The organism is Rugamonas sp. FW305-51, from assembly GCF_058786935.1.
The window spans coordinates 76,558-98,216 of the sequence record NZ_JBYSZG010000008.1 but is presented as its reverse complement, the minus strand read 5'-3'; the positions used below and the strand labels follow the sequence as shown (position 1 = coordinate 98,216).

Below are 21,659 nucleotides of genomic sequence, written 5' to 3'. Positions count from 1 at the left end.
CTAGCATATAATCTTGAATTGAAGATAAATTGGACCAAAAAAATGAGAACTGACCGCAAGCGCAATGTCGCCGATGTCGCCGATGTCGCCGATGTCGCCGATGTCGCCGATGTCGGCGATGCCGTCGATACTGCCGATACCGTCGATGTCATCCTCGGCCAATGGCGCCGGGAGCGTCCGGATCTGGCGCCCGATTTAGGCGCAATGGGAACGATAGGCCGCATCAAGCGCTGCTCCATGCTGCTGCGTCCCCGGCTCGACGCCACGTTCGAACAGTTCAGATTAAATGGGTGGGAGTTCGACGTGCTGGCCACGCTGCGCCGTTCGGGCGCCCCCTACTGCCTGGCGCCGACAACGCTTTTTTCTGCCCTCATGATCACTTCGGGCACCATGACGCACCGGCTCAAGGGCCTGGAAAGCCGCTCCCTGATCGAGCGCGTGCCCAACAAGGAAGACGCCCGCAGCCTGCTGGTGCGTCTGTCGCCGGCCGGACTGGAACTGATAGACCGCGCCGTGACGGCTCACGTGGAAAACGAGCGTCAGATCCTGTCGCCTATCGGCACCGCGGACCTGAAGGCGCTGGATGTACAACTGAAGCGGCTACTGGCCGTACTGGAAGGTCCGCCCGCGAGGCCGGGCGCAGGCGCAGGCGCAGGTACTGATGACGCGGATGCGGATGCGCTGGACAACAAACGACACACCCCCAAGGAGGAGCAATGACCTGGCTGATCTTCAAGTATCTGCTGACATCGGCCGTAGTAGTAGCCGTTTCTGAATTCGCCAAGCGCAGCGACAAGCTAGGCGGTCTGGTGGCCGCCTTGCCGCTGGTGACCTTCCTGGCGCTGATCTGGTTGCACGTCGAGCACCAGCCGGAACAAAAAATCGCCAACCACGCCTGGTACACATTCTGGTACGTGGTGCCGACCTTGCCGATGTTCCTGGTCTTCCCTGCCCTGCTGTCGCGGATCGGCTTCTGGCCCTCGCTGATCGCATGTGCCCTGTTTACGGTCGCCTGCTTCGCCCTGTTTGCCGTCGTGATGCGCCGTTTCGGCGTCGATCTGCTGTAACGGCAGCACTGCACGAGGGCGGCATCAGCCCCACACGACCGCCCTTTGCTCGCCGTACCAGCTTGCCATGCGCTCCGACGCCTGCGCTTCGATCTGGCGGCGCTTGATCTTCATGGTGGGCGTCAGGCAGCCGTTCTCGATGGACCACGGATCGGGCGCCACCACCAGCATCTGCAAGCGCTCATAGCTCGGCAGCTGGGCGTTGACGTCCTTCAGCATCAGTTGCAGGTCCTGTTCCACCCGCATCCGCTCCGCCGGGTCGCCCAGCTGGCCGCGCAGATGCTCCGTCAGCACCACCAGTGCGTAGGCTGCGGGCTGGCCCACGCCGGTCACCATCGATTGCTCCACCATCGGATGGGCGTTGATCAGGTTCTCGATCGGCGCTGGGGCCACGTACTTGCCCTTGGCCGTCTTGAACACTTCCTTGAGCCGCCCGGTCAGCTTGAGCAGGCCGTCGTCGCGCCGTTCGCCCTGGTCGCCGGTGCGGAAAAAGCCGTCGGCGGTGAAGCTTTCGGCGTCCAGGTCGGGCCGCTTGTAATAGCCCACCATGCGCCCCGGCGACTTGATCAACACTTCATGGTCGTCGCTGATGCGCACTTCCACGCCGGGAAACGGAATGCCCACATAACCCGCCGCATGGTGCTCCGCCGTGGAGATATGTGACAGCGCGAAGTCTTCGCTCATGCCGTAGCCCTCCATCAGGTTCAGGCCCAGGCGGCGATACCACGCGATCAGTTCGGCCGGCGTGGGCGCCGAGCCGCTGCCGGCCAGGCGCACGTGGCCCAGCCCCAGTCCGGCCAGCACCTTGTGCCCGACCAGTTTGCCCACCAGCGGCACGCCAAGCAGGAAGTCCAGCACCCTGGCTGGAATTTTTTCGAACACGCCGAGCTGGAACTTGAGCCACAGCCGCGGCACCGACAGGAACAGCGTTGGCCGGGCGCGCTTGATGTCTTCGACAAAGGTGCTCAGGCTCTCGGCGAAGTACACATGGCAACCGGCCACCATGCTGCAGCATTCGATGTACGAGCGCTCGACCACGTGTGCCAGCGGCAGATAGGACAGGTAGCGGTCGCCGGGGCCGCAGGCAATGGCCTCGGTCATGATCTCGGCCGCCCGCGTGACGTTGGCGAAGCAGTGCATCACGCCCTTGGGCTGGCCGGTGGAGCCGGAGGTATAGATCAGCATCGCCAGCTCGTCGCCGCCGCGCGCCGGCTGGCCCGGCATGGGCGACTGGGCTGCCACCAGCGCATCCCAGCTGGAACCCGCATTGTCCGGCGCGAGCGGGAAGGCGATGCGCGGCATGGCCGCCGGCACGCCCGCGGCCTGGTGCTCCCAGCCATCGAGTTTGCCGACGAAGAGCAGCTTGCTTTCGCTGTGCTCCAGCACGAACCGTATCGTCTCCGGCCCTTCCGTGGGAAAGATCTCCACCGTGGCGCAGCCGGCCATCCAGATCGCCAGTTCGGCCATGAAGCAGTGGGCGCAGTTCTTCGACAGGATGGCGATGTGGCTGCCGGCCGGCAGGCCAAGCGATTGCAGGTGGGCGGCCATGCGCCGCGCCTGGTCCATGCACTGGGCCCAGGTGTAGTCGATCACCTGGCCGCCGCCGACGGGCTGCGTCAGATAGACCTTGTCCGGCATGGCCTGCTCGTGGGCATACACGTAGTCCAGCAGCGTCTTGGTGCGCGTTGCGTTCATGGGTTTTCGCTCCTCGGGCCTCGGCCGGTGTGACCGCCGCTCAATCGCGGCGCTGTGTAGTCATGCTGCCACGAAAAAATTGCCAAAGCAACAGCACCGTATCAAGCGGCAGACCTTATGCACCAAGCAATATCATTTTGCCCGGCTGGCGGCCAGCACCAGCCAGACGGACAGCACGAACGGCAGCGTATAAAAGGCCAGTCCCAGCGCGCCGCATGCCACGCACAGGGCGACGCTGGCCAGGCCGCCGGCGCAACGCCAGCGCCAGTCGCGCCCATGGACGGTCAATCCCAGCAAGGTCAAGGCGCAGTTGACGCCGATGCCCGTCGCCAGCGCGGCCATCGGCCATGCCGGCGCCACCAGCGGTGCGAGCGCCAGCGCACCCCAGGCCAGCGCAGCGCCGCCCAGCGTCCACACGCCCAGATGCCAGCGCCCGCGCGCCAGTGCGGTCCACAACAGCATCCCCAACGGGACGGCGGCCACAAAGCTGGCCTGGCCGACGGCACAGAACACATAAGCCAGCGGCGCCATGCTGCAGCCCGCCGCGGCGCCGGCCGGCTGCAACGCCATGCCCTGCGCCACGTTCGGGGCCAGCCCCGTCATCGGCCCCACCGCCCGGGCCAGCCACATGACGAGCACGAACAGGGAGGTCAGCGGCGGCAGGCCTCGGCCCGACATCGCGCGCGCCAGCATGGCCGTGGCCATCCCGGCCAGCGTGATCCAGCACAGCAGGGCGACATTGAAACTGTAGGCGGCGCACAGGCCCACCCCGCTCAACGCCCCGTTAAAACCGTACAAGCCGGCATGACGGGCGTCATCGGGAAAGTCCAGCGCCCAGGCCGTGCCGTTGGCGACGCATACGCCAAGCAGGCACCCGGCCGCCATGGCCGGCGCGGTGAGATAAAGACATCCGAGCAACAAGGCGCCGAACAGGGGCGATGACTGGAAGTAGATTTGGCCGATCCCGGCCAGCGGGGCTTGCAGCAGCGATGGCACGGCGGGTCGCCATGCGGGAACGGAGGGGCGGGATTGGAACTGCATGAAGAATATCGAAAGCTGGAAGGCTGGCGTTGCCCGAGGGGCTGCCGAAATCCGCCGTTCCCAGGTGCGCGGGAACGGCGGCGAATGAAGCGCTAGTACTGGATTAGACGTCAGGCGGCGGCCGCGTCCTCGGTCGGCCAGATCTGCGCGATGCGCAGCAGGTTGGTGCTGCCCGGCTGGCCGAACGGCACGCCGGCCGTGATGGCGATCTGGTCGCCCGGCTTGCCGAAACCTTCCGTCAGCGCAGCCTGGCAGGCCGCCGCCACCATGCGGTCCACATTGCGCACGTCAGGGCTGACGGTCGAATGCACACCCCACACCAGCGCCAGTCGGCGCGCCGTGGACAAGTTGGGCGTAATGCTCAGGATGGGCGCCATCGGCCGTTCGCGCGCCGCACGCATGCTGGTGTGGCCGGAGCTGGTGTAAGTCACCGTGGCGACAGCCCCCAGGATGCCGGTCACGTCGCGCAGGGCCGAACAGATCGCGTCGCCGCTGTTGGGCAGCGCCGTCTGGTTCTGTGCCTCGATCATCTGGCGGTACAGCGGATCCTTCTCCACTTCGCAGATGATGCGGTTCATGATGTTGACGGCGGCCGTAGGATAGGCGCCGCTGGCCGATTCGGCCGACAGCATCACGGCGTCGGCCCCGTCGTAGATGGCGCTGGCCACGTCGGACGCTTCGGCGCGGGTCGGCACGGGCGACGAAATCATGGACTCCAGCATCTGGGTGGCGATCACGATCGGCTTGCCGTGCTGGCGGCAGGCGCGCAGAATGCGCTTCTGCACGCCCGGCACGCGCTCGGGCGGCAGTTCCACGCCCAGGTCGCCGCGGGCCACCATGATGGCGTCCGAAGCGGCCACGATGGCATCCAGTCCGTCGAGCGCGGCCGGTTTTTCCAGCTTGGCCAGCAAGGCGGCGCGGTTGCCGATGATGGCGCGGGCCTGGTGCAGGTCTTCCGGCCGCTGCACGAACGACAGCGCCACCCAGTCCGCGCCCATTTCCAGCGCGAAGTCCAGGTCGCGCAGGTCCTTTTCCGTCAGGGCGGGAATCGGCAGCACCACGTCAGGCACGTTGACGCCCTTGCGGTCCGACAGCACGCCGCCCGTCACCACGCGGGTGCGGATGGAGCGCTTGTCGGCGCCGCGGCCCAGCACCGCCAGGCGCAGCTTGCCGTCGTCCAGCAGCAGCGACTGGCCGGCGTCGATCACTTCGAACAGCTCCGGGTGCGGCAGGCAGACGCGCTGGCTGTTGCCGGGCGTGGGATCGCGGTCCAGCGTGAACTCGGCCCCTTCGGCCAGCGTCACCTTGCCGTCGGCGAACTGGCCCACGCGCAGCTTGGGGCCCTGCAGGTCGGCCAGGATGGCGATGGGCCGCCCCAGGTTGCGCTCGATTTCGCGCACGATGTTGCAGCGGGCCTGGTGGTCCTGGTGGCTGCCGTGGCTGAAGTTGAAGCGGAATACGTCCGCTCCCGCTTCGAACAGGGCCTGGATCGCCTCTTTGGTACTGGTGGCTGGGCCCAGCGTGGCCACGATCTTGGCCTGGCGTTGTCGTCGCATGTTGTCTCCGTTATTTGTTTTGGTATGGCGTGGCCGGCTTACAGCACCAGCACGGCGCGGAAGTCGTTGACGTTGGTGCGGGTCGGGCCGCTCACCACCAGGTCGTCCAGCGCGCTGAAGAAGCCGTAGCCGTCGTTGTTTTCCAGCAGGGTGCGGGCGCGCAGGTTCTTCTCCGCCGCACGGGCCAGCGAATCCGGTGCGTACAGCGCGCCGGCGTTGTCTTCCGAGCCGTCGATGCCGTCCGTGTCGCAGGCCACGGCGTGGATGTCCGGGTGGCCATCGAGCGCCACCGCGAGGCTGAGCAGGAACTCGGCGTTGCGTCCGCCGCGCCCGGAACCGCGCACCGTCACCGTGGTCTCGCCGCCGGAGATGATGACGCAGGGACGCTGGAACGGCTGGCCGCGCGTGGCCACCTGTTTGGCCATTGCGGCGTGGACGATGGCCACGTCGCGCGATTCGCCTTCGATGCCGTCGGACAGGATATAGGGCGTGATGCCGGCCGCACGGGCATGCCCGGCCGCCGCTTCCAGCGCGTCCTGGGCGATGGCGATCACGTGGTGTTCGTTGCGGGCGAAGCGGGGATCGTCCGGCTTGGGCGTCTCGCCGACGCCCGTCTCCAGGTGTTCGCGCACGCTGCCGGGAATCTCGATGCCGTACTTGCGCAGCACGGCCAGCGCGTCGGCGCACGTGGTCGGGTCGGGCAAGGTGGGACCGCTGGCGATCACGCCAGGGTCGTCGCCGGGCACGTCGGAAATGAGCAGCGTGACCACACGCGCGGGCGCGCAGGCCAGCGCCAGCCGGCCGCCCTTGATGGCCGACAGGTGCTTGCGCACGCAGTTCATCTCGGAGATGGTGGCGCCGCTCTTGAGCAGTGCGCGGTTGACGGCCTGCTTCTGTTCCAGCGTGATGCCAGGCGCCGGCAGCGCCAGCAGCGACGAACCGCCGCCGGAGATCAGGCACAGCACCAGGTCGTTCTCGCTCAGGCCCTGCACCATCTCCATCATGCGGCCGGCCGCACGGCGGCCCGCTTCGTCGGGAACCGGATGGGCCGCTTCGATCACTTCAATACGCTGGCAGTCGACGCCATGCTCGTAGCGCGTGACGACCAGGCCGGAAATATCGCCCTTCCAGTGCTGCTCGACGGCGCGCGCCATGGCGGCCGCGCCCTTGCCGGCGCCGATCACCAGCGTGCGGCCGTTGGCGGGCGGTTCGGGCAGGAAGGCCGGCAGGCACTTGGCCGCGCTCACGGCGTCCACCGCGCTGCCGTACAGGTCCAGAAGGAATTGACGTGGATTAAAGGTACTCATCCGGGTACTTTCTAAAAAAAATGCGGCGGCCGTCAGGCACAGGGAGTCGCAGGCCGCCGCATGCAAGGGAACAGGACCAGAGCGATCAGGCTTCGGCGATCTGGTGGTTGGACATGATCTCGATGGCGCGGCACAGTGCCGAGTGGTCCATGCCGCCCAGGCCATTGGCGGCGCAGGCGTTCATCAGCTCCTGGGCCATGGCCGTATTGGGCAGCGACACGCCCATCGTCTTCGCGCCCTGCAGGGCCAGGTTCAGGTCCTTCTGGTGCAGTTCGATGCGGAAGCCGGGGTTGAAGGTGCGCTTGACCATGCGCTCGCCGTGCACTTCCAGGATGCGCGAGTTGGCAAAGCCGCCCATCAGTGCCTGGCGTACCTTGGCCGGATCGGCGCCAGCCTTGGAGGCGAACAGCAGCGCCTCGGCCACCGCCTGGATGTTGAGCGCCACGATGATCTGGTTGGCCACCTTGGTGGTCTGGCCGTCGCCGTTGCCGCCCACCAGGGTGATGTTCTTGCCCATCAGTTCAAACAGGGGCTTGACGATCTCGAACGCTGCTTCCGAGCCACCCACCATGATGGTCAGCGAGGCCGCCTTGGCGCCCACTTCGCCGCCCGAGACAGGCGCATCGAGGTACTCGCAGTCCAGCGCATTGATCTTCTTGGCGAATTTCTTGGTTTCGATGGGCGAGATCGAGCTCATGTCGACCACGATGGTGCGTGGACGCAGGCCCGATGCCACGCCGTTTTCACCGAACAGCGCCGCTTCCACGTGTGGGGTGTCGGGCACCATGACGATGATGATGTCCGACCGCATGGCCACTTCGGCGGCCGAGGTGCAGACCGTGGCGCCGCCTTCGATCAGGGCGAACGGCGGGTTCTTGATATCGTGCAGGAACAGCTTGTGGCCGCCGTTCAGCAGGTGTTGCGCCATTGGTGCGCCCATGATACCCAGACCGATAAATCCAACTCGAGACATGATGTTTTCCTTTGCTAGTGTGTTGTGTGGTTCGTTCCGTTACAGCCCATGGGCGGCGCGCCAGCCCAGTCCTTCCACCGTGGTGGTGCGTGGCTTGTATTCGCAGCCTATCCAGCCGTCGTAGCCGAACGCGGTCAGCTGGTCGAACAGGAAGCGGTAGTTGATCTCGCCCGTACCCGGTTCGTTGCGGCCGGGGTTGTCGGCCAGCTGCACGTGGCGGATCAGCGGCAGGTTGGCCTTGATGGTGTTGGCCAGCTCACCCTCCATGCGCTGCATGTGATAGATGTCGTACTGGATGAACAGGTTGTCCGAACCCGTTTCCTCGATGATGCGGGCCGCCTGGCTGGTGCGCGACAGGAAGAAGCCCGGAATGTCGAAGGTGTTGATCGGCTCGATCAGCAGGCGGATGCCCTCTTCCTTCATCGCGGCGGCGGCGAAGGTCAGGTTGGCCACCACGGTACGGTGGGCCGTTTCCTGGCTCACGCCGGGCGGCACGATGCCGACCAGGCAGTTCAGCTGCTTCACGCCCAGCTGCTTGGCGTAGCTGATGGCGGTCTGCACGCCGGCCCGGAATTCCTCCACCCGCTCCGGATGGCAGGCGATGCCGCGCTCGCCCGCTTCCCAGTTGCCGGCCGGGAGGTTGTGCAGCACCAGTTCCAGCTTGTTCGCGGCCAGGCGCTGGGCCAGGTCCTTCGCTTCGAAGGCGTACGGGAACAGGAACTCCACCCCCTGGAAGCCGGCCCTGGCGGCCGCCTCAAAACGGTCCAGGAACGGTACTTCGTTAAACAGCATGGTCAGATTGGCGGCCAGTTTGGTCATTTCGCTTCCTTTCGTATCGGGTGTGGATGGATCAGTCGAGCAGCGAGATGGCGGTCGGCGCATCCGCGCCTTTCAGCGCCAGCTCTTCGAACTCGTTGATGTTGTTGATGTCCACGCCCATCGAGATGTTCGTCACGCGCTCCAGGATCACCTCCACCACCACCGGCACCTTGAACTCTTCCATCCAGGCCTTCGCCTGGGTGAATGCGGCCGGCAGGTCGTCGGCATTGGTGACGCGGATGGCCTTGCAGCCCAGACCCTCGACCACGGCCACGTGATCGACGCCGTAGCCGTTCAGTTCCGGCGCGTTGATGTTCTCGAACGCCAGCTGCACGCAGTAGTCCATGTCGAAGCCGCGCTGCGACTGGCGGATCAGGCCCAGGTAGGAGTTATTCACCACCACGTGCAGGTAAGGCAGCTTGAACTGCGCGCCCACGGCCAGTTCCTCGATCATGAACTGGAAGTCGTAGTCGCCCGAAATGGCCACCACCTTGCGCTGCGGGTCGGCCGCGGCCACGCCCAGCGCTGCCGAAATGGTCCAGCCCAGCGGACCGGCCTGGCCGCAGTTGATCCAGTGACGGGCGTTGTACACGTGCAGGAACTGGGCGGCGGCGATCTGCGACAGGCCGATGGTGCTGACGTAGCATGTTTCGCGGCCGAAGGCCTTGTTCATCTCTTCGTACACGCGCTGTGGCTTGACCGGCACCTGCTCGAAGTGGGTCTTGCGCTGCATGGTGCGCTTGCGATCCTGGCACTGGGCCACCCAGGCGGAACGGTCTTTCAGCTTGCCGGCGGCCTTCCACTCGGTGGCCACTTCGATCATCAGCTTTAGCGCGGCGCCGGCGTCGGACACGATGCCGAAGTCCGGGCCGAATACGCGGCCGATCTGGGTCGGCTCGATATCGATGTGGACGAACTTGCGGTCCTTGGTGTACACCTCGATCGAGCCGGTGTGGCGGTTGGCCCAGCGGTTACCGATACCGAACACGAAGTCGGACGCCAGCAAGGTCGCATTGCCGTAGCGGTGGCTGGTCTGCAGGCCGACCATGCCCACCATCAGCTTGTGGTCGTCGGGGATGGAGCCCCATGCCATCAGGGTCGGGATCACGGGGATGCCCGTCAGCTCGGCGAACTGTACCAGCAGGTCGGAAGCGTTGGCGTTGATGACGCCACCGCCGGCCGTGATCAGCGGGCATTCCGCGTCATTCAGCATGGTCAGCGCTTTTTCGATCTGGGCGCGGGTGGCCTTGGGCTTGTAGGCTTCCAGCGGCTGGTAGGTGTCCGGATCGAATTCGATTTCGGCCATCTGCACGTCGAACGGCAGGTCGACCAGCACGGGGCCTGGACGGCCGGAGCGCATGATGTGGAAGGCTTGCTGGAACACCATCGGCACCAGTGCCGGCTCACGCACGGTCACGGCCCATTTGGTCACCGGCTTGGCGATCGATTCGATATCGACGGCCTGGAAATCCTCCTTGTACAGGCGGGCACGTGGGGCCTGGCCGGTAATGCAGAGGATAGGTATGGAATCTGCCTGGGCCGAATACAGGCCCGTAATCATGTCGGTGCCGGCGGGGCCGGACGTACCGATGCACACGCCGATGTTGCCGGCCTTGGCGCGGGTGTAGCCCTCGGCCATGTGCGAGGCGCCTTCCACGTGGCGCGCCAGGATGTGCTTGGCGCTGCCCTGCTTTTTCAATGCCGCGTAAAATGGGTTGATCGCGGCACCCGGTACACCGAATACCTGGTTGACGCCTTCTTTTTCCAAAACGATTGCTGCTGCCTGCGCTGCCGTCATGCGTGCCATGCTGTGCTCCCTTGTATGTGTAAGGATTGACTGATGAATGGATGCTACCGGCAAAAAGCGGCGCTGATAAGAAGACAAAACCTCGCTTTATTCGATACTGGAAATATCGAATAACTGTGGAATAATGTGGCTATGGACAAACTCACCCAAATCGAGGCCTTCGTCGAGGTGGCCGAAAAGGGCAGCCTGGTGCGCGCCGCACTGGGCCAGCACATCACGCCCGTGATGCTGGGACGCCGCATCGACGCGCTGGAAAAGCGCCTGGGCGTCAAGCTGATGCACCGCACCACGCGCCACCTGACGCTGACGGAACAGGGCACGCTGTATCTCGACCACTGCCGCAAGCTGCTGGCCGACCTGGGGCACGCGGACCGCATGGTGTCCGAAGGCCGCCACCGCGCCACCGGCCACCTGACCGTGTCGGCGCCGGCCGCCTTCGGCCGCAAGCACGTGGCGCCGCACGCGGCGGGATTCGTGCGCGCCCATCCGGACGTGCAGATTTCGTTCAACCTGACGGACCGCGTGGTGGACCTGGTACGGGACGGCTACGACGTCGGCATCCGCATCGGCGGCGTGATCGACCCCAGTTTCGTGGCCGTCAAGCTGGCCAGCAACCGGCGCGTGGTGTGCGGCACGCCGGAATACTTCGAGCGCAACGGCATACCCCGCACGCTGGAAGACCTGGCCCAGCACAACTGCCTGGCCTTCAACCTGCAGGGCGGCCAGCAGCGCGGCTGGTACTTCCAGGACCAGGGCAAGCAGGTCACGGTACGCGCGGACGGTAACCTGAACTGCAACGACGGCGAGCTGCTGCACCGCTGGGCCACCGAGGGACTGGGCCTGGCCTGGCGCTCGTCGTGGGAAATCCAGGCGCAGCTGGCGTCCGGCGAACTGATTACGGTGCTGGACGACTACGCCCTGCCCCAGTACGACATCATGGCCGTCTACCCGCAGCAGCGGCACCTGCCGGCCAAGGTGCGCTTCTTCATCGACATGCTGAAGGAGATCTACGCGCGGCCCGACTACTGGCTGGGCAACTGACGGAAGCTTGCGGCGGCGTGCAAAGCGCAGTAGTCTCACGCATGGGTTCCGCACTCGGCGGCCACTCGCCACACATGGAGAAATAGGTATGAAAAAGATAACCGGCTCGCGCCGCACCATGCTCGCCGGCTCGCTGGCCGCCGCTGCGGCGGGCGCCCTCGCCGCCACGGGCGCCACTGCCGCACCGGCCGCTGCCAAGCCCACGGCTTACAAGGCGCTGTTCCAGGTCAGCGACGACGATCCGAAAAAATGGAACCAGACGCTGAACAACATCAAGAACCTGCAGCAGGACCTGGGCGCGGCCAACGTCACGGTCGAAATCGTGATCTTCGGCCCGGGCATCGGCATGGTCAAGGTCGAATCGGAGGTGGGCAACCGGGTGCAGGAAGCGATCGACGCCAAGGTGGCGGTGCTGGTATGCCAGAACACCATGCGCGGCGCCCACCTGACACCGGACGACATGCTGCCCCGGATCGGCTACGTGCCGGCCGGCGTGGGGGAAATCGTCCGCCGCCAGGCCGAAGGCTACGCCTACATCCGCTCCTGATCACACCACCACGACCAGTTTGCCGCAGGCCGCGTCGCGTTCCATGAGCGCGTGCGCCTCCGGCAGCCGCTCCAGCGGGAATACCTGCCCCACGCGAGGACGCAAGCGGCCCGCTTCCACCATGCGCACCATGGTCCGGAAAGGCACCGCGCTCAAGGGAAAGGCGGCGCCGCCGAACTCGAAACTGCCGAAAAAGCTCAACTGCACGCCGCTCGGCATCTGGCTGAGGGGCTGGAACGCTTCGAGCGGCGCCATCCCGCCCAGGAAGCCGGCCAGGCACACCCGGCCGCCGGGCCGCGTGGCCCGCATCGAATCGAGCACCGTGCTGTTACCCACGATATCGAGCACGGCATCGAAGGGCGCGCCATCCCACGCCGAGTCGGCCAGCGCACCGTCGGCTACGATGGCCTGCGCCACGCCCGCCTCCAGCAGCTGCGCCTTGCGCGCCGGCTGACGGGTCGTTGCGTACACTTCCGCGCCCAGCTGCAAGGCCAGGTCGATGGCAGCCATGCCCAGGCTGGCCGTGCCGCCCCGCACCAGCAGCCGCTGGCCCGGCCGCAGCGCCAGGTTGCCGTGCAGGCAGGTCCAGGCCACGGCGTACGACTCCGGCAGGGCCGCCAGAGTGGCCCAGTCCAGCTTACTGTCGACAGAGACGACATTCTCGCGCCGCACCGCGACGAATTGCGCGTAGCTGCCGTTTACCGTGCGTCCCATGCCGCCCATGCAGGCCATGACGGTCTGCCCCCGCGCCAACCGGCCACCGGGATCGGCCGCCACCACGCCGACGCACTCGATCCCGCTGATGGGGGCAGCATCGCCCCATTCACCGCGCCGCATATAGAGTTCGGCACGATTCAGGCCGAAGGCGCGGATCTCGATCAGCACCTCGCCGGCGCCGGGGACTGGCACTTCCACCTCACGCATTTGCAGCACCTCCGGACCTCCGTACTCCCTGCGCACCATGGCTTTCATTGTTTTCGCTCCTTGAACTGATGAAGAAGACGTCAGCTTAATGGGCCGAAGTTGAAATAAAAATCACGAAATTTCAACACACAATGTAGACTAAGCCTACTTTCATAACCCAAGCGCCACGCACTGCCCCATGCCCGATCCCACCATCCTGCAATTGCAATGCTTTGTCGCGCTGGTCGAGGCAGGCAGTTTTGCCGCCGCCGCACAACGCCTGCACCGCACCCACCCCACCATCCATGCGGCCGTCAAGGCGCTGGAACAGCAACTGGGACTGGCCCTGCTCGATCGCGGCGGCTACCGCGTGGCGCTCACGCCGGAAGGCGCCGCCTTCCTGCCCCGCGCCCAGCTGTTCCTGCGCGAGTACGGCGAATTGCAGCGCGGGGCGATCCAGCTGGCCAACGGCGAGGAGCCGGAACTGCGCATCGTCGTGGGCGACCTTTGCCCGCTGCCGGCCACCATGGCGCTGCTGGTGCCGTTCTTTTCCGCCCGTCCGGGAACCCGGCTGACCCTGCAGGCGGACGCCATCAGCGGGCCCTGGGAGCGGCTGGCGCGCGGCGAATGCGACCTGATACTGCACCACCGGGACCAGCCGTCGCCGCGCTACGAAACACTGCCGCTCGGCGCGGTCAGGCTGGTGCCGGTGGCGGCGCCCGGCTTTATCGGCGCGGCTGACGGCGAACCCGCAGGCCCTGAAAGGCTGCGCGGATACATGCAATGCGTAATCCGCGATTCCAGCAGCCGGCCGCAGGAGGCCAACTATCACCTGCTCGACGGCGCCCGCACCTGCAGCGTGCCGGATCAGGCGATGAAACGGGAGCTGATCGTGCAAGGCATGGCTTGGGGCCACATGCCGCTGCATCTGGTCAGCGACGATCTCGCGGCGGGCCGCCTGCAATCGCTCGAAAGCGCGCTGCTCCCTGCCACGTCGCTGGAACACTACGCCATGCGCCGGCGCGATGTCGCGCACGGTCCCGTGGCGCAGGCCCTGTGGCGCCACCTGGCCGGCCAGGCGCCGGCCGGGCAGCCGAAGTAACAGCTCCGGCCCACGCAAAGCCTGGTAGCTTCCGTCCGCGCGAGCTGTCACAATACCGGTTTTGCCCCCTAACTGTTCACTGCTATGACTACTCCACGCATCTTCGGTACCCCACTCACCCCATCGGCCACCAAGGTCATGCTGCTCGGCTCCGGCGAATTGGGCAAGGAAGTGATCATCGCGCTGCAACGCCTGGGCGTGGAAGTGATCGCCGTCGACCGCTACCCGAACGCACCGGGCCACCAGGTGGCGCACCGCGCCCACGTCATCAACATGGCCGACGGCGCCGCGCTGGCGGCCCTGATCGAGCAGGAACGGCCCGACCTGATCGTGCCGGAAATCGAAGCCATCGCCACCGACACCCTGGCTGCGCTGGAGCAGGCCGGCAAGATCACCTGCATCCCGACCGCCCGCGCCGCCCAGCTGACCATGAACCGCGAGGGCATCCGCTGCCTGGCGGCCGAAACGCTGGGCCTGGCCACCTCGCCTTACCGCTTCGCCAGCAGCCTGGCCGAACTGGAGGCGGCCTGCGCCGAGATCGGCTTCCCGTGCGTGATCAAGCCCGTCATGTCCTCGTCCGGCAAGGGCCAGTCCAAGATCGACGGCGCCGCCGAAGTCAAGGCGGCCTGGGATTACGCCGCCGCTGGCAGCCGCGTCGATTCGGGCCGCGTGATCGTGGAAGGCTTTATCGACTTCGATTACGAAATCACGTTGCTGACGGTGCGCTCGCTGGGCGCCGACGGCCAGGTCGAAACCAGCTTCTGCGAGCCGATCGGCCACCTGCAGGTGCTGGGCGACTACGTGGAATCGTGGCAGCCATGCCGCATGAACCCCGTGGCCCTGGAGCGGGCGCGCGACATCGCCCACAAGGTCACGGCCAACTTGGGCGGCATGGGCCTGTTCGGCGTGGAGCTGTTCGTCAAGGACGACATGGTCTGGTTCTCGGAAGTGAGTCCCCGTCCGCACGACACGGGCATGGTGACCATGGCCACCCAGGTGCAGAGCGAATTCGAATTGCACGCCAAGGCCATCCTCGGCCTGCCGGTCAACGTGGCGCTGCGCGCGCCGGGTGCGTCGGCCGTGATCTACGGCCAGCACGAGGCGGCCGGTATCGCTTTCGAAGGCGTGGCCGACGCGCTGCGCGTGCCCGGCAGCGACATCCGCCTGTTCGGCAAGCCGGAATCGTTCGCGCGCCGCCGCATGGGCGTGGCCCTGGCCACGGCGGACGATGTGGAAACGGCGCGCCTGCGCGCCAAGGAAGCGGCGTCGCGCGTCAAACCGGTGCTGGCCAAATAAGGGCGGCCGGGCGGATCGGGACAGGCGCCCCGCCAGCGCGGCGGCTTCTGTCCTGGAACTTGCCATTTGGGTCAAATCGGCCAATACTGCTTGAGCTTGCATGGTAAATAGACAAGACTGCAGTTTTGCTACTTTCCATTTGACCGCAAAGGAAACCCGCTATGGCTAACTGTCCCGTTGATCTCTGGCGCGCGCTGCACAGCGACGACTTTCCCGAAGGGGCGACCTTCCCCGACGGCAGCGCCCGCCCCGGCATCCTGTATCCCCTGTTCGAACGCAAGACCCTGCCCAAGCCCGGCGGCGGCACCCGCATCCGCCAGCCCGACGTGACGGTGCGCGACGGTATGGTGCAGACGGGCGGCGGCACCTCGCTGTTCGACCGCAGCCACTGCTTCAAGGGCAAGAGCTGGCGTTACTTCGTCATCCCCAAGGACACCGTGGTCGACCCCAACCTCAAGATCGTCGACACCGGCTACAATCAGCAGTTCGCGGCCGAGCATTACCAGATCGAGGTGGAAAAACCGATGTTCGTGGCCGCGCTGAAGGGCGCGCTGGACAACCTGGCGCGGGCCGCCATTCTCAAATCCGTCGAAAACGCACGCAAATAAGCGAGCCGGGAGAACACCATGGGTATCAGCGACCAAACCGCCATCATGGCCATCCGCGCCATTGCCGCCAAGACCAGGGAGCTGGCAGCGCAGATCGAGACGGCCGACGATGACGAGGTATCCTATCTGGAGGAGGAACTGCTCGATTATTCCAAGGCCCAGATGGACCTGAAACGGCACTACACCGCGGTGCAGGCGCAAAGCGACAACCTGCCGCCCTACGACAGCCTGCTGGACTAGCGGCCAGCGGGTGGCCACCGCTACATCTGCCGGAACAGGTCCACATAGTTGCGGCTGACCACCAGCTGTTCCGGCCTGCCCTTGAGCTGCACCATGAGCCGGCCGCGGAAATCCTGGCGGGTGCCGGCCACATGGCGCGCCGCCACGATCACGCTGCGGTGGATCTGCCAGAACTGCTGCTCGTCGAGCTGCTCTCGCAGCTTGCTCAGCGGCGTGCGGATCAGGCTCTCACCCCCGGCCAGGAACACGCTCGTATATTTGTCGTTGCTCTGGAAGTAGATCACTTCATCGATAGGGATCAGGCGCGTCTCGTCGCCGTGCGCGGCCCGTATCCATTGCAGGGGCGGCGCGGCAGGCGCCGGCGCCGGCGCCACGGCTGGCTGGCCGCCCAGCTGCCCACCCAGTTGCCGCAGCAGCGCCTGCAATACTGCGGCGGACGCATCGCCTGAAATGGGCGCCGGAATGCCGGCCGCGCGCTCGCCTTCCCGCCCACCCAGCGCCGCCTTCAGCTTGGCCACGGTCTTGCCCAGCCGTTCCTGGCTGGCCGGCTTGAGCAGGTAATCGACGGCCGAATGGTCGAACGCATCGACCGCATATTGGTCATAGGCGGTGATGAAGACGATGCGCGGCGGGCGCTCGCCGCCGGCCAGCCTGGCCGCCACGTCCAGCCCCGTCATGCCGGGCATGCGGATGTCAAGGAATACCACGTCGGGCGCCTCCTCGTCGATCAGGCGCAGCGCATCGAGGCCGTTGGCGGCCTTGGCGACGATACGCAGTTCCGGCCAGGCGTTGGCCAGCAGGGTTTGCAGATGGTCGCGCAGATGCGCCTCGTCGTCGGCGATTATTGCGCGCGGGTGGTCGATGGCTGGCTCCCGTTCAAAGGCAGCAGCAGACGCACGGTCATGCCGCAAGGTTGATTTTCAAGCAATTGTACCTGAGCCGCATCGCCATACAAAGTGCGCAGCCGCTCGCGCAGATTGCTCAAGCCCACGCCGCCGCCCCGCTTGTCCGACACGGGCGCGGCACCGGCCAGCCCGACGCCGGTGTCGCTCACCTGCAGGCACAATTGCCCGTCCCGCACGGCGGCGCCGAGGACGATCTCGCCGCCCTCCACTTTCGGTTCCAGCCCGTGGGCGATGGCGTTTTCCACCAGCGGCTGCAGCAGCATGGGCGCGATCACGGCGGCCCGCAGCTCTGCCGGCACCTCGATCCGGTAGCGCAGGCGCTCGCCCATGCGCACAGCCTGCACGTCGAGATAGGCGGCGATCAGGTCGGCGTCGGCTCCCAGCGTGGCTTGCTCCTCGCGGCTGGCCGCCAGGCTGGCACGCAGATAGTCGATGAAGCGCTCCAGCATGTGCTGGGCCAGTCCCGGCTGCGGGGCGATCAGGCCGGCCACGTTGGCCAGCGTGTTGTACAGGAAGTGCGGCTCGATCTGGGCCTGCAGGGCCCGCAGGCGGGCCTCGGCCAGCTGGCGCGCGGCCGTCTCCAGCTGCTCGCGCTGGCGGGCCGCCTGCGTTTCGGCCGCGATGCGCCGTTCGCCGGACAGATGCACCGCCAGCATGAACAGGGCGATGAAGACGGCCAGCGGCAGTACTTGCGTCAACGCCTCGCGGCTCACCAGCAGCTGCAAGGGATTGCTGCGCTTGAGCAGCGCGAAGCCCAGCGCGTAACCGAGCAGGGAGCAGGCGCAGGCCATGCCGAGCCGGTACGCGAGCCGCGGCCAGCCGCGCGCCCGGCGCGGCCAACCGTTCAACAGCCGGTTGCCCGCCAGCGTGCACAGATGGATCAGGTAGCCGATCAGATTGGAGATCAGCAGCATCGGCCACCAGTAATCGGCAAACGTTGCGCCGCCCGTGGTGAACATGATGGATACCCCCGCCAGGCACAAGGCCAGGCCGGCATTCCACAAGCCCGTGTAGACGAAGTTGCGCAGCGGCGAGGCCGGGAATCGCCGGAACAGCGGGATCGCATCGAGCGGATGGGGCGACAGCTTGAGCTCTGCCTGGGCAGATACTTGAGTCATCTTCGGTTTTCCCCGACGGTGCGGCGGCGCCGGCTCACAGGCCCTGTCCCGCCACGATGGCCGTGGCGCCCACGCCGGCGCGGCCCGCCGGCAGATGGCGCAGGATGACGGCGAACATCTGCTCGACGTCGATCGGCTTGGCGATGAAGTCGTTCATGCCGGCCAGGATGCATTGCTCCTGCTCGGACTGCATCACGCCGGCCGTCATGGCCAGCACCGGCACGTCGAGCCGCAGCTCGCCGCGGATGGCGCGGGTGGCCTCGAAGCCATCCATCACCGGCATCTGCACATCCATCAGCACGGCGTCGTAGCCGTCGGGCCGCGCGCGCAACGCGTCCAGTGCGGCCTGGCCGTTGTCGGCCACGGCGACCAGGGCGCCGGCAAATTCGAGCATGCCGCGCGCCACGATCTGGTTCAGGGGATGGTCTTCCACCAGCAGCAGCCGCAGGCCGGCCAGGCGCTGCGCGGCGCCGTCGGGCGCGCCCGCGCGGGGCGCGTCGCCGCCGCGCTGGGCCAGCGCCTCGTGCAGCGTATCGAACAGGCTCGATGCCGTCACCGGCTTGATCAGGACGGCGTTCGCGTCGCGCGCCTGCTGCGACGCCATCAGCTTGTCGCGGCCCCAGGCGCTGACCATGATCACCACCGGCAGCTCGCCTTCGGGCAGCGCCGCGCGCAACGCCTGCATGGTGGCCAGGCCGTCCATGCCGGGCATCTGCCAGTCCGCCAGCACGGCGTCGTAGCGGCTGCCGGCGGCCAGGGCGCGCTGCAGCAGCGCCACCGCCTCCGGGCCGGAACGGGCGCTGTCGGCGTCCCAGTGCCAGGCGTGGATGGTCTTGCACAGGTAATCGCGGCTGGTGTCGTTGTCGTCCACCACCAGCAGGCGCAACGGCCCGATAGTCGGCGCCGGCGCCACTACCTCGGGCGCCAGCTGCAGCGGCACCGTGACGGCGAACCGGCTGCCCCGTCCCACGGCGCTGCTGACGTCGATGCTGCCGCCCATCAGCTCGACCAGGCGGCGGCAGATGGCCAGCCCCAGTCCCGTGCCGCCGAAACGGCGCGTGGTGGAGGCGTCGGCCTGGCTGAAGGCCGAGAACAGGCGCCCTTGCTGGGCCGCGTCCATGCCGATGCCCGTGTCGCGCACGACAAAGCGCAGGCGCACGCCGTCGGCGCCGCGCGCGGCCAGTTCCACCAGCAGCGACACTTCGCCCTGCTCGGTGAACTTGACGGCGTTGCCCACCAGGTTGATCAGGATCTGCTGCAGCCGCATGGCGTCGCCCACCAGCGCGGCCGGCACGTCCGGGTCGACGCCGATGGCCAGCTCGATGTTCTTCTCGCCCGCGTTCAGCGTCATCACGGTGGCGATGGCGTTCAGTACGTCGTTGAGCTGGAACGCCATGGGCGCCAGTTCCATGCGCCCCGCCTCGATCTTGGAAAAGTCGAGCACGTCGTTCAGGATGCCCAGCAGGGCCTTGCCGGAGGCCAGTATCATGTCCAGGTACTTCTTCTGCACCGAGCTCAGTTCCGTATTGCCCAGCAAATAGGCCACGCCCAGCACGGCGTTCATCGGGGTGCGGATCTCGTGGCTCATGTTGGCCACGAATTCGCTCTTGGCCCGGCTGGCCGCCGCGGCCCGCTTTTCGCTGGCGGCCTGCTGCAGCTCGGAGTTCTTGCGGCCGGTGATGTCGGTCGCCATCAGATAGGCGCCCGCCACCGTGCCGTCCGGCGCCACGTCCGGCACCAGGTCCACCATGAAGTGCTGCACCTGCTCGCCCTGCCCCGTGGCCCGCTCGTAGTGGATACGCTCGCCGTTCAGCGCCCGCGCCAGGTCCGCGCGCCACGGCTCGGAAGTGCCCAGCGACACCTCGTCGATCCGCTTGCCCAGCATCGACTGCGGGTCTATGCCCCACTGGCGCTGGTAGTGGCTGTTGGTGAACTGGTAGCGGCCCTCGCGGTCCAGGTAGGCGATCAGCACGGGCAGGTTGTCGGCGATGATGCGGGCCCGCTTCTCGCTGGCGGCGATCTGCTCCTCGTAGGCGATGCGGGCCGAAACGTCGTGCAGGAAGGCGGTCGCCATGTAGCTGTCGCCGTCGCGCAGCACGCCCACCGACAGCTCGACCGGCACTTCGCTGCCGTCGCGCCGCATGGCCGGCACCCGCACCCGGTTGTTGACGATGGGCCCGGTGCCGCTGGCGGCGAAGGCGCGCATGCCGGCCACATGGTGCTGGCGCAGCCGTTCCGGCACCAGCAGCACGGCGATGTCGGAGCCGATCGCCTCCTCGCGGCGCCAGCCGAAGGTCTGCTCGGCCTTGGCATTCCACTCCGTGACGATGCCATCGCTGTTGCAGCTGACGAAGGCGTCCGGCGCCCGTTCCAGGATATTGCGGATCAGCGTTTCGCTGTCGCGCGTGCGCTGCTGGGCTACCTCGCGCTCGGCCATCAGGCGATAGAAGGCGCTGCTCAGTTCCCCGATCTCGTCCTTCCGATTCAGCTGCAGCACCTGGATGCCGGCGCGGCTGTGCGTGATGCGGCCGATATTGCGCCGCAAATGCTCCAGCGGCTGCAGCAACCGTTCTATGCCGACCCAGGCCAGCAGCCCGGCCAGCACCGCGAACACGAAGGCGGCGCCGGCCGCCTCGTAGCGCATCTGGCGCAGCGGCGCCAGCGCTTCGTCGCTGGGGAAGCGGGCCGCCGCGATCCAGTCCGTCTGCTGCAGGCGCTTGTACGAGTAGATGCCGCGCACGCCATCCTTGTTGTCGGCCTCGGTCCAGCCTTCAAAACCGCCCAGCGCCCGTTCCGTGGCCAGGTTGCGGCCTGGCCGGGCGTTGATGTTCTGCAGGATGCGGGCCTTGCTTGGGTGGCTCAGCAGCACGCCCTGCGCCGTCATGATGAAGGTGAAGCCCGTGCTGCCGGGCTTGAGGGCGCTCAGCGACTGGAACGGCGCGTAGCGCAGCAGGTTGATGCCGCCGGCCAGCACCAGCGCCAGCTTGCCGTCGCGGTCATAGACGGGGGCCGTGATCAGCACCGTTGGCGCACCCACGACATGGCTGAAGAACGGGGCCGAAATGACGCCGCGCCGGCTTGCCACGGTGCGGTCGAAGTAGGGCCGGCCGCTGGCGTTGAACGGCTGCAGCGGCATGTCCGTGTCGAAGGTGTCGAGCAGGCTGCCGTCGGCTGCGTACACTTCGATGCTGTTGAATGCCCCGCGGCTGGTGGGGCGGTCGGCCAGGAACTGGTGCAGCAGGCGCCGGTCGCGGTGGGCGCTCTCGGGCACCGATTCGGCCAGCGCGGCCAGCATGGCCAGCTTGCCGGCCAGGTGTTCGTCGATATGGGCCGCCGCGCCCGACAGCAGCGCATATTGCTGGTTGCCGATCACCGCCTTCATGTCCCGTTCAGCCAGCATCAGCGCCACCACCGTCACCGTCACGGTGGCGGCCAGCACCAGCAACACCACCATGGTGCTGAGCCTGAATTTCAGGGTGGACGGTAAAAAACGGTTAAGCGGCATGGGTAACATAGACTTCATGACAACGACAGAAATGAAAGTATCACACGGCGCGGCCCGAAAGGCCACTGGCGGCGCTTGTGGTGTGCCGGATACGATCGCGGCCAGGAGAGCCGGCCTACCCCGCGTCCG

The 21,659-nt window shown here is 66.8% G+C and carries 19 protein-coding genes; 8 read left to right on the top strand and 11 right to left on the bottom strand.

Going from position 1 to position 21,659, the window contains the following annotated elements:
- Positions 1–42 precede the first annotated feature (42 nt).
- Together AC3WOS_RS08325 and AC3WOS_RS08320 are read left to right on the top strand one after the other, a co-directional pair.
- A complete protein-coding gene (locus AC3WOS_RS08325) occupies positions 43–720 on the top strand; it encodes a MarR family winged helix-turn-helix transcriptional regulator (protein ID WP_492715432.1) in 678 nt (225 codons plus the stop codon).
- Entirely contained in the window at positions 717–1,067 is a 351-nt protein-coding gene (locus AC3WOS_RS08320; RefSeq protein WP_492715431.1) for a DUF3147 family protein, read from the top strand. Before AC3WOS_RS08325 ends, AC3WOS_RS08320 begins: the two co-directional genes overlap by 4 nt.
- 24 nt (positions 1,068–1,091) lie before the next feature.
- Here AC3WOS_RS08320 and AC3WOS_RS08315 read toward each other — a convergent pair whose 3' ends face one another.
- From AC3WOS_RS08315 to gcl, 7 genes are all read right to left on the bottom strand, one after another.
- Complete coding sequence (locus AC3WOS_RS08315; RefSeq protein ID WP_492715430.1) at positions 1,092–2,762, bottom strand: AMP-binding protein; 1,671 nt, start codon at positions 2,760–2,762, stop codon at positions 1,092–1,094.
- Positions 2,763–2,894: 132 nt separating this feature from the next.
- On the bottom strand, positions 2,895–3,758 hold the full coding sequence (locus tag AC3WOS_RS08310) for an urea transporter (protein ID WP_492715429.1): 864 nt from the start codon (positions 3,756–3,758) through the stop codon (positions 2,895–2,897).
- Positions 3,759–3,913: 155 nt separating this feature from the next.
- The gene (pyk, locus tag AC3WOS_RS08305) at positions 3,914–5,359 is read right to left on the bottom strand and encodes a pyruvate kinase (RefSeq protein WP_492715428.1); all 1,446 of its coding nucleotides are present in this window, start codon (positions 5,357–5,359) and stop codon (positions 3,914–3,916) included.
- Between the two features lie 38 nt (positions 5,360–5,397).
- Entirely contained in the window at positions 5,398–6,666 is a 1,269-nt protein-coding gene (locus AC3WOS_RS08300; protein WP_492715427.1) for a glycerate kinase type-2 family protein, read from the bottom strand.
- A gap of 85 nt (positions 6,667–6,751) precedes the next feature.
- Positions 6,752–7,639, bottom strand: coding sequence for a 2-hydroxy-3-oxopropionate reductase (locus AC3WOS_RS08295; RefSeq protein WP_492715426.1), 888 nt, complete (start codon positions 7,637–7,639; stop codon positions 6,752–6,754).
- Positions 7,640–7,678: 39 nt separating this feature from the next.
- On the bottom strand, positions 7,679–8,458 hold the full coding sequence (gene hyi, locus AC3WOS_RS08290; protein WP_492715425.1) for a hydroxypyruvate isomerase: 780 nt from the start codon (positions 8,456–8,458) through the stop codon (positions 7,679–7,681).
- Positions 8,459–8,489: 31 nt separating this feature from the next.
- Positions 8,490–10,265 (bottom strand): glyoxylate carboligase, encoded by a 1,776-nt coding sequence (gene gcl, locus AC3WOS_RS08285; RefSeq protein ID WP_492715424.1) that lies wholly within the window; start codon positions 10,263–10,265, stop codon positions 8,490–8,492.
- A gap of 132 nt (positions 10,266–10,397) precedes the next feature.
- Between gcl and AC3WOS_RS08280 the strand changes: the two genes are divergently transcribed.
- Positions 10,398–11,306 (top strand): LysR family transcriptional regulator, encoded by a 909-nt coding sequence (locus tag AC3WOS_RS08280; protein ID WP_492715423.1) that lies wholly within the window; start codon positions 10,398–10,400, stop codon positions 11,304–11,306.
- Positions 11,307–11,394: 88 nt separating this feature from the next.
- The gene (locus AC3WOS_RS08275) at positions 11,395–11,853 is read left to right on the top strand and encodes a DsrE family protein (RefSeq protein WP_492715421.1); all 459 of its coding nucleotides are present in this window, start codon (positions 11,395–11,397) and stop codon (positions 11,851–11,853) included.
- Here the strand turns inward: AC3WOS_RS08275 and AC3WOS_RS08270 are convergent, their stop codons facing one another.
- Complete coding sequence (locus tag AC3WOS_RS08270; protein WP_492715420.1) at positions 11,854–12,825, bottom strand: zinc-binding dehydrogenase; 972 nt, start codon at positions 12,823–12,825, stop codon at positions 11,854–11,856.
- Positions 12,826–12,955: 130 nt separating this feature from the next.
- On the opposite strand from AC3WOS_RS08270, the gene AC3WOS_RS08265 reads away from it, so the two are divergent.
- From AC3WOS_RS08265 to AC3WOS_RS08250, 4 genes are all read left to right on the top strand, one after another.
- Positions 12,956–13,858, top strand: a complete 903-nt coding sequence (locus AC3WOS_RS08265; RefSeq protein WP_492715419.1) for a LysR family transcriptional regulator — start codon at positions 12,956–12,958, stop codon at positions 13,856–13,858.
- Positions 13,859–13,942: 84 nt separating this feature from the next.
- The gene (gene purT / locus AC3WOS_RS08260; protein WP_492715418.1) at positions 13,943–15,154 is read left to right on the top strand and encodes a formate-dependent phosphoribosylglycinamide formyltransferase; all 1,212 of its coding nucleotides are present in this window, start codon (positions 13,943–13,945) and stop codon (positions 15,152–15,154) included.
- A 161-nt stretch (positions 15,155–15,315) separates the two neighbouring features.
- Positions 15,316–15,762 carry a Tse2 family ADP-ribosyltransferase toxin gene (locus AC3WOS_RS08255; protein ID WP_492715417.1) on the top strand — a complete coding sequence of 149 codons (447 nt, stop codon included), beginning with the start codon at positions 15,316–15,318 and terminating at the stop codon, positions 15,760–15,762.
- Between the two features lie 18 nt (positions 15,763–15,780).
- The gene (locus tag AC3WOS_RS08250; RefSeq protein ID WP_492715416.1) at positions 15,781–16,002 is read left to right on the top strand and encodes a Tsi2 family anti-toxin; all 222 of its coding nucleotides are present in this window, start codon (positions 15,781–15,783) and stop codon (positions 16,000–16,002) included.
- 20 nt (positions 16,003–16,022) lie between these two features.
- Here the strand turns inward: AC3WOS_RS08250 and AC3WOS_RS08245 are convergent, their stop codons facing one another.
- The 3 genes from AC3WOS_RS08245 to AC3WOS_RS08235 are packed head-to-tail and all read right to left on the bottom strand — an operon-like array spanning position 16,023 to position 21,530.
- Entirely contained in the window at positions 16,023–16,823 is an 801-nt protein-coding gene (locus tag AC3WOS_RS08245) for a LytR/AlgR family response regulator transcription factor (protein ID WP_492715493.1), read from the bottom strand.
- 20 nt (positions 16,824–16,843) lie between these two features.
- On the bottom strand, positions 16,844–18,025 hold the full coding sequence (locus tag AC3WOS_RS08240) for a sensor histidine kinase (RefSeq protein ID WP_492715415.1): 1,182 nt from the start codon (positions 18,023–18,025) through the stop codon (positions 16,844–16,846).
- A 34-nt stretch (positions 18,026–18,059) separates the two neighbouring features.
- Positions 18,060–21,530 (bottom strand): response regulator, encoded by a 3,471-nt coding sequence (locus tag AC3WOS_RS08235; protein ID WP_492715414.1) that lies wholly within the window; start codon positions 21,528–21,530, stop codon positions 18,060–18,062.
- Positions 21,531–21,659 lie beyond the last annotated feature (129 nt).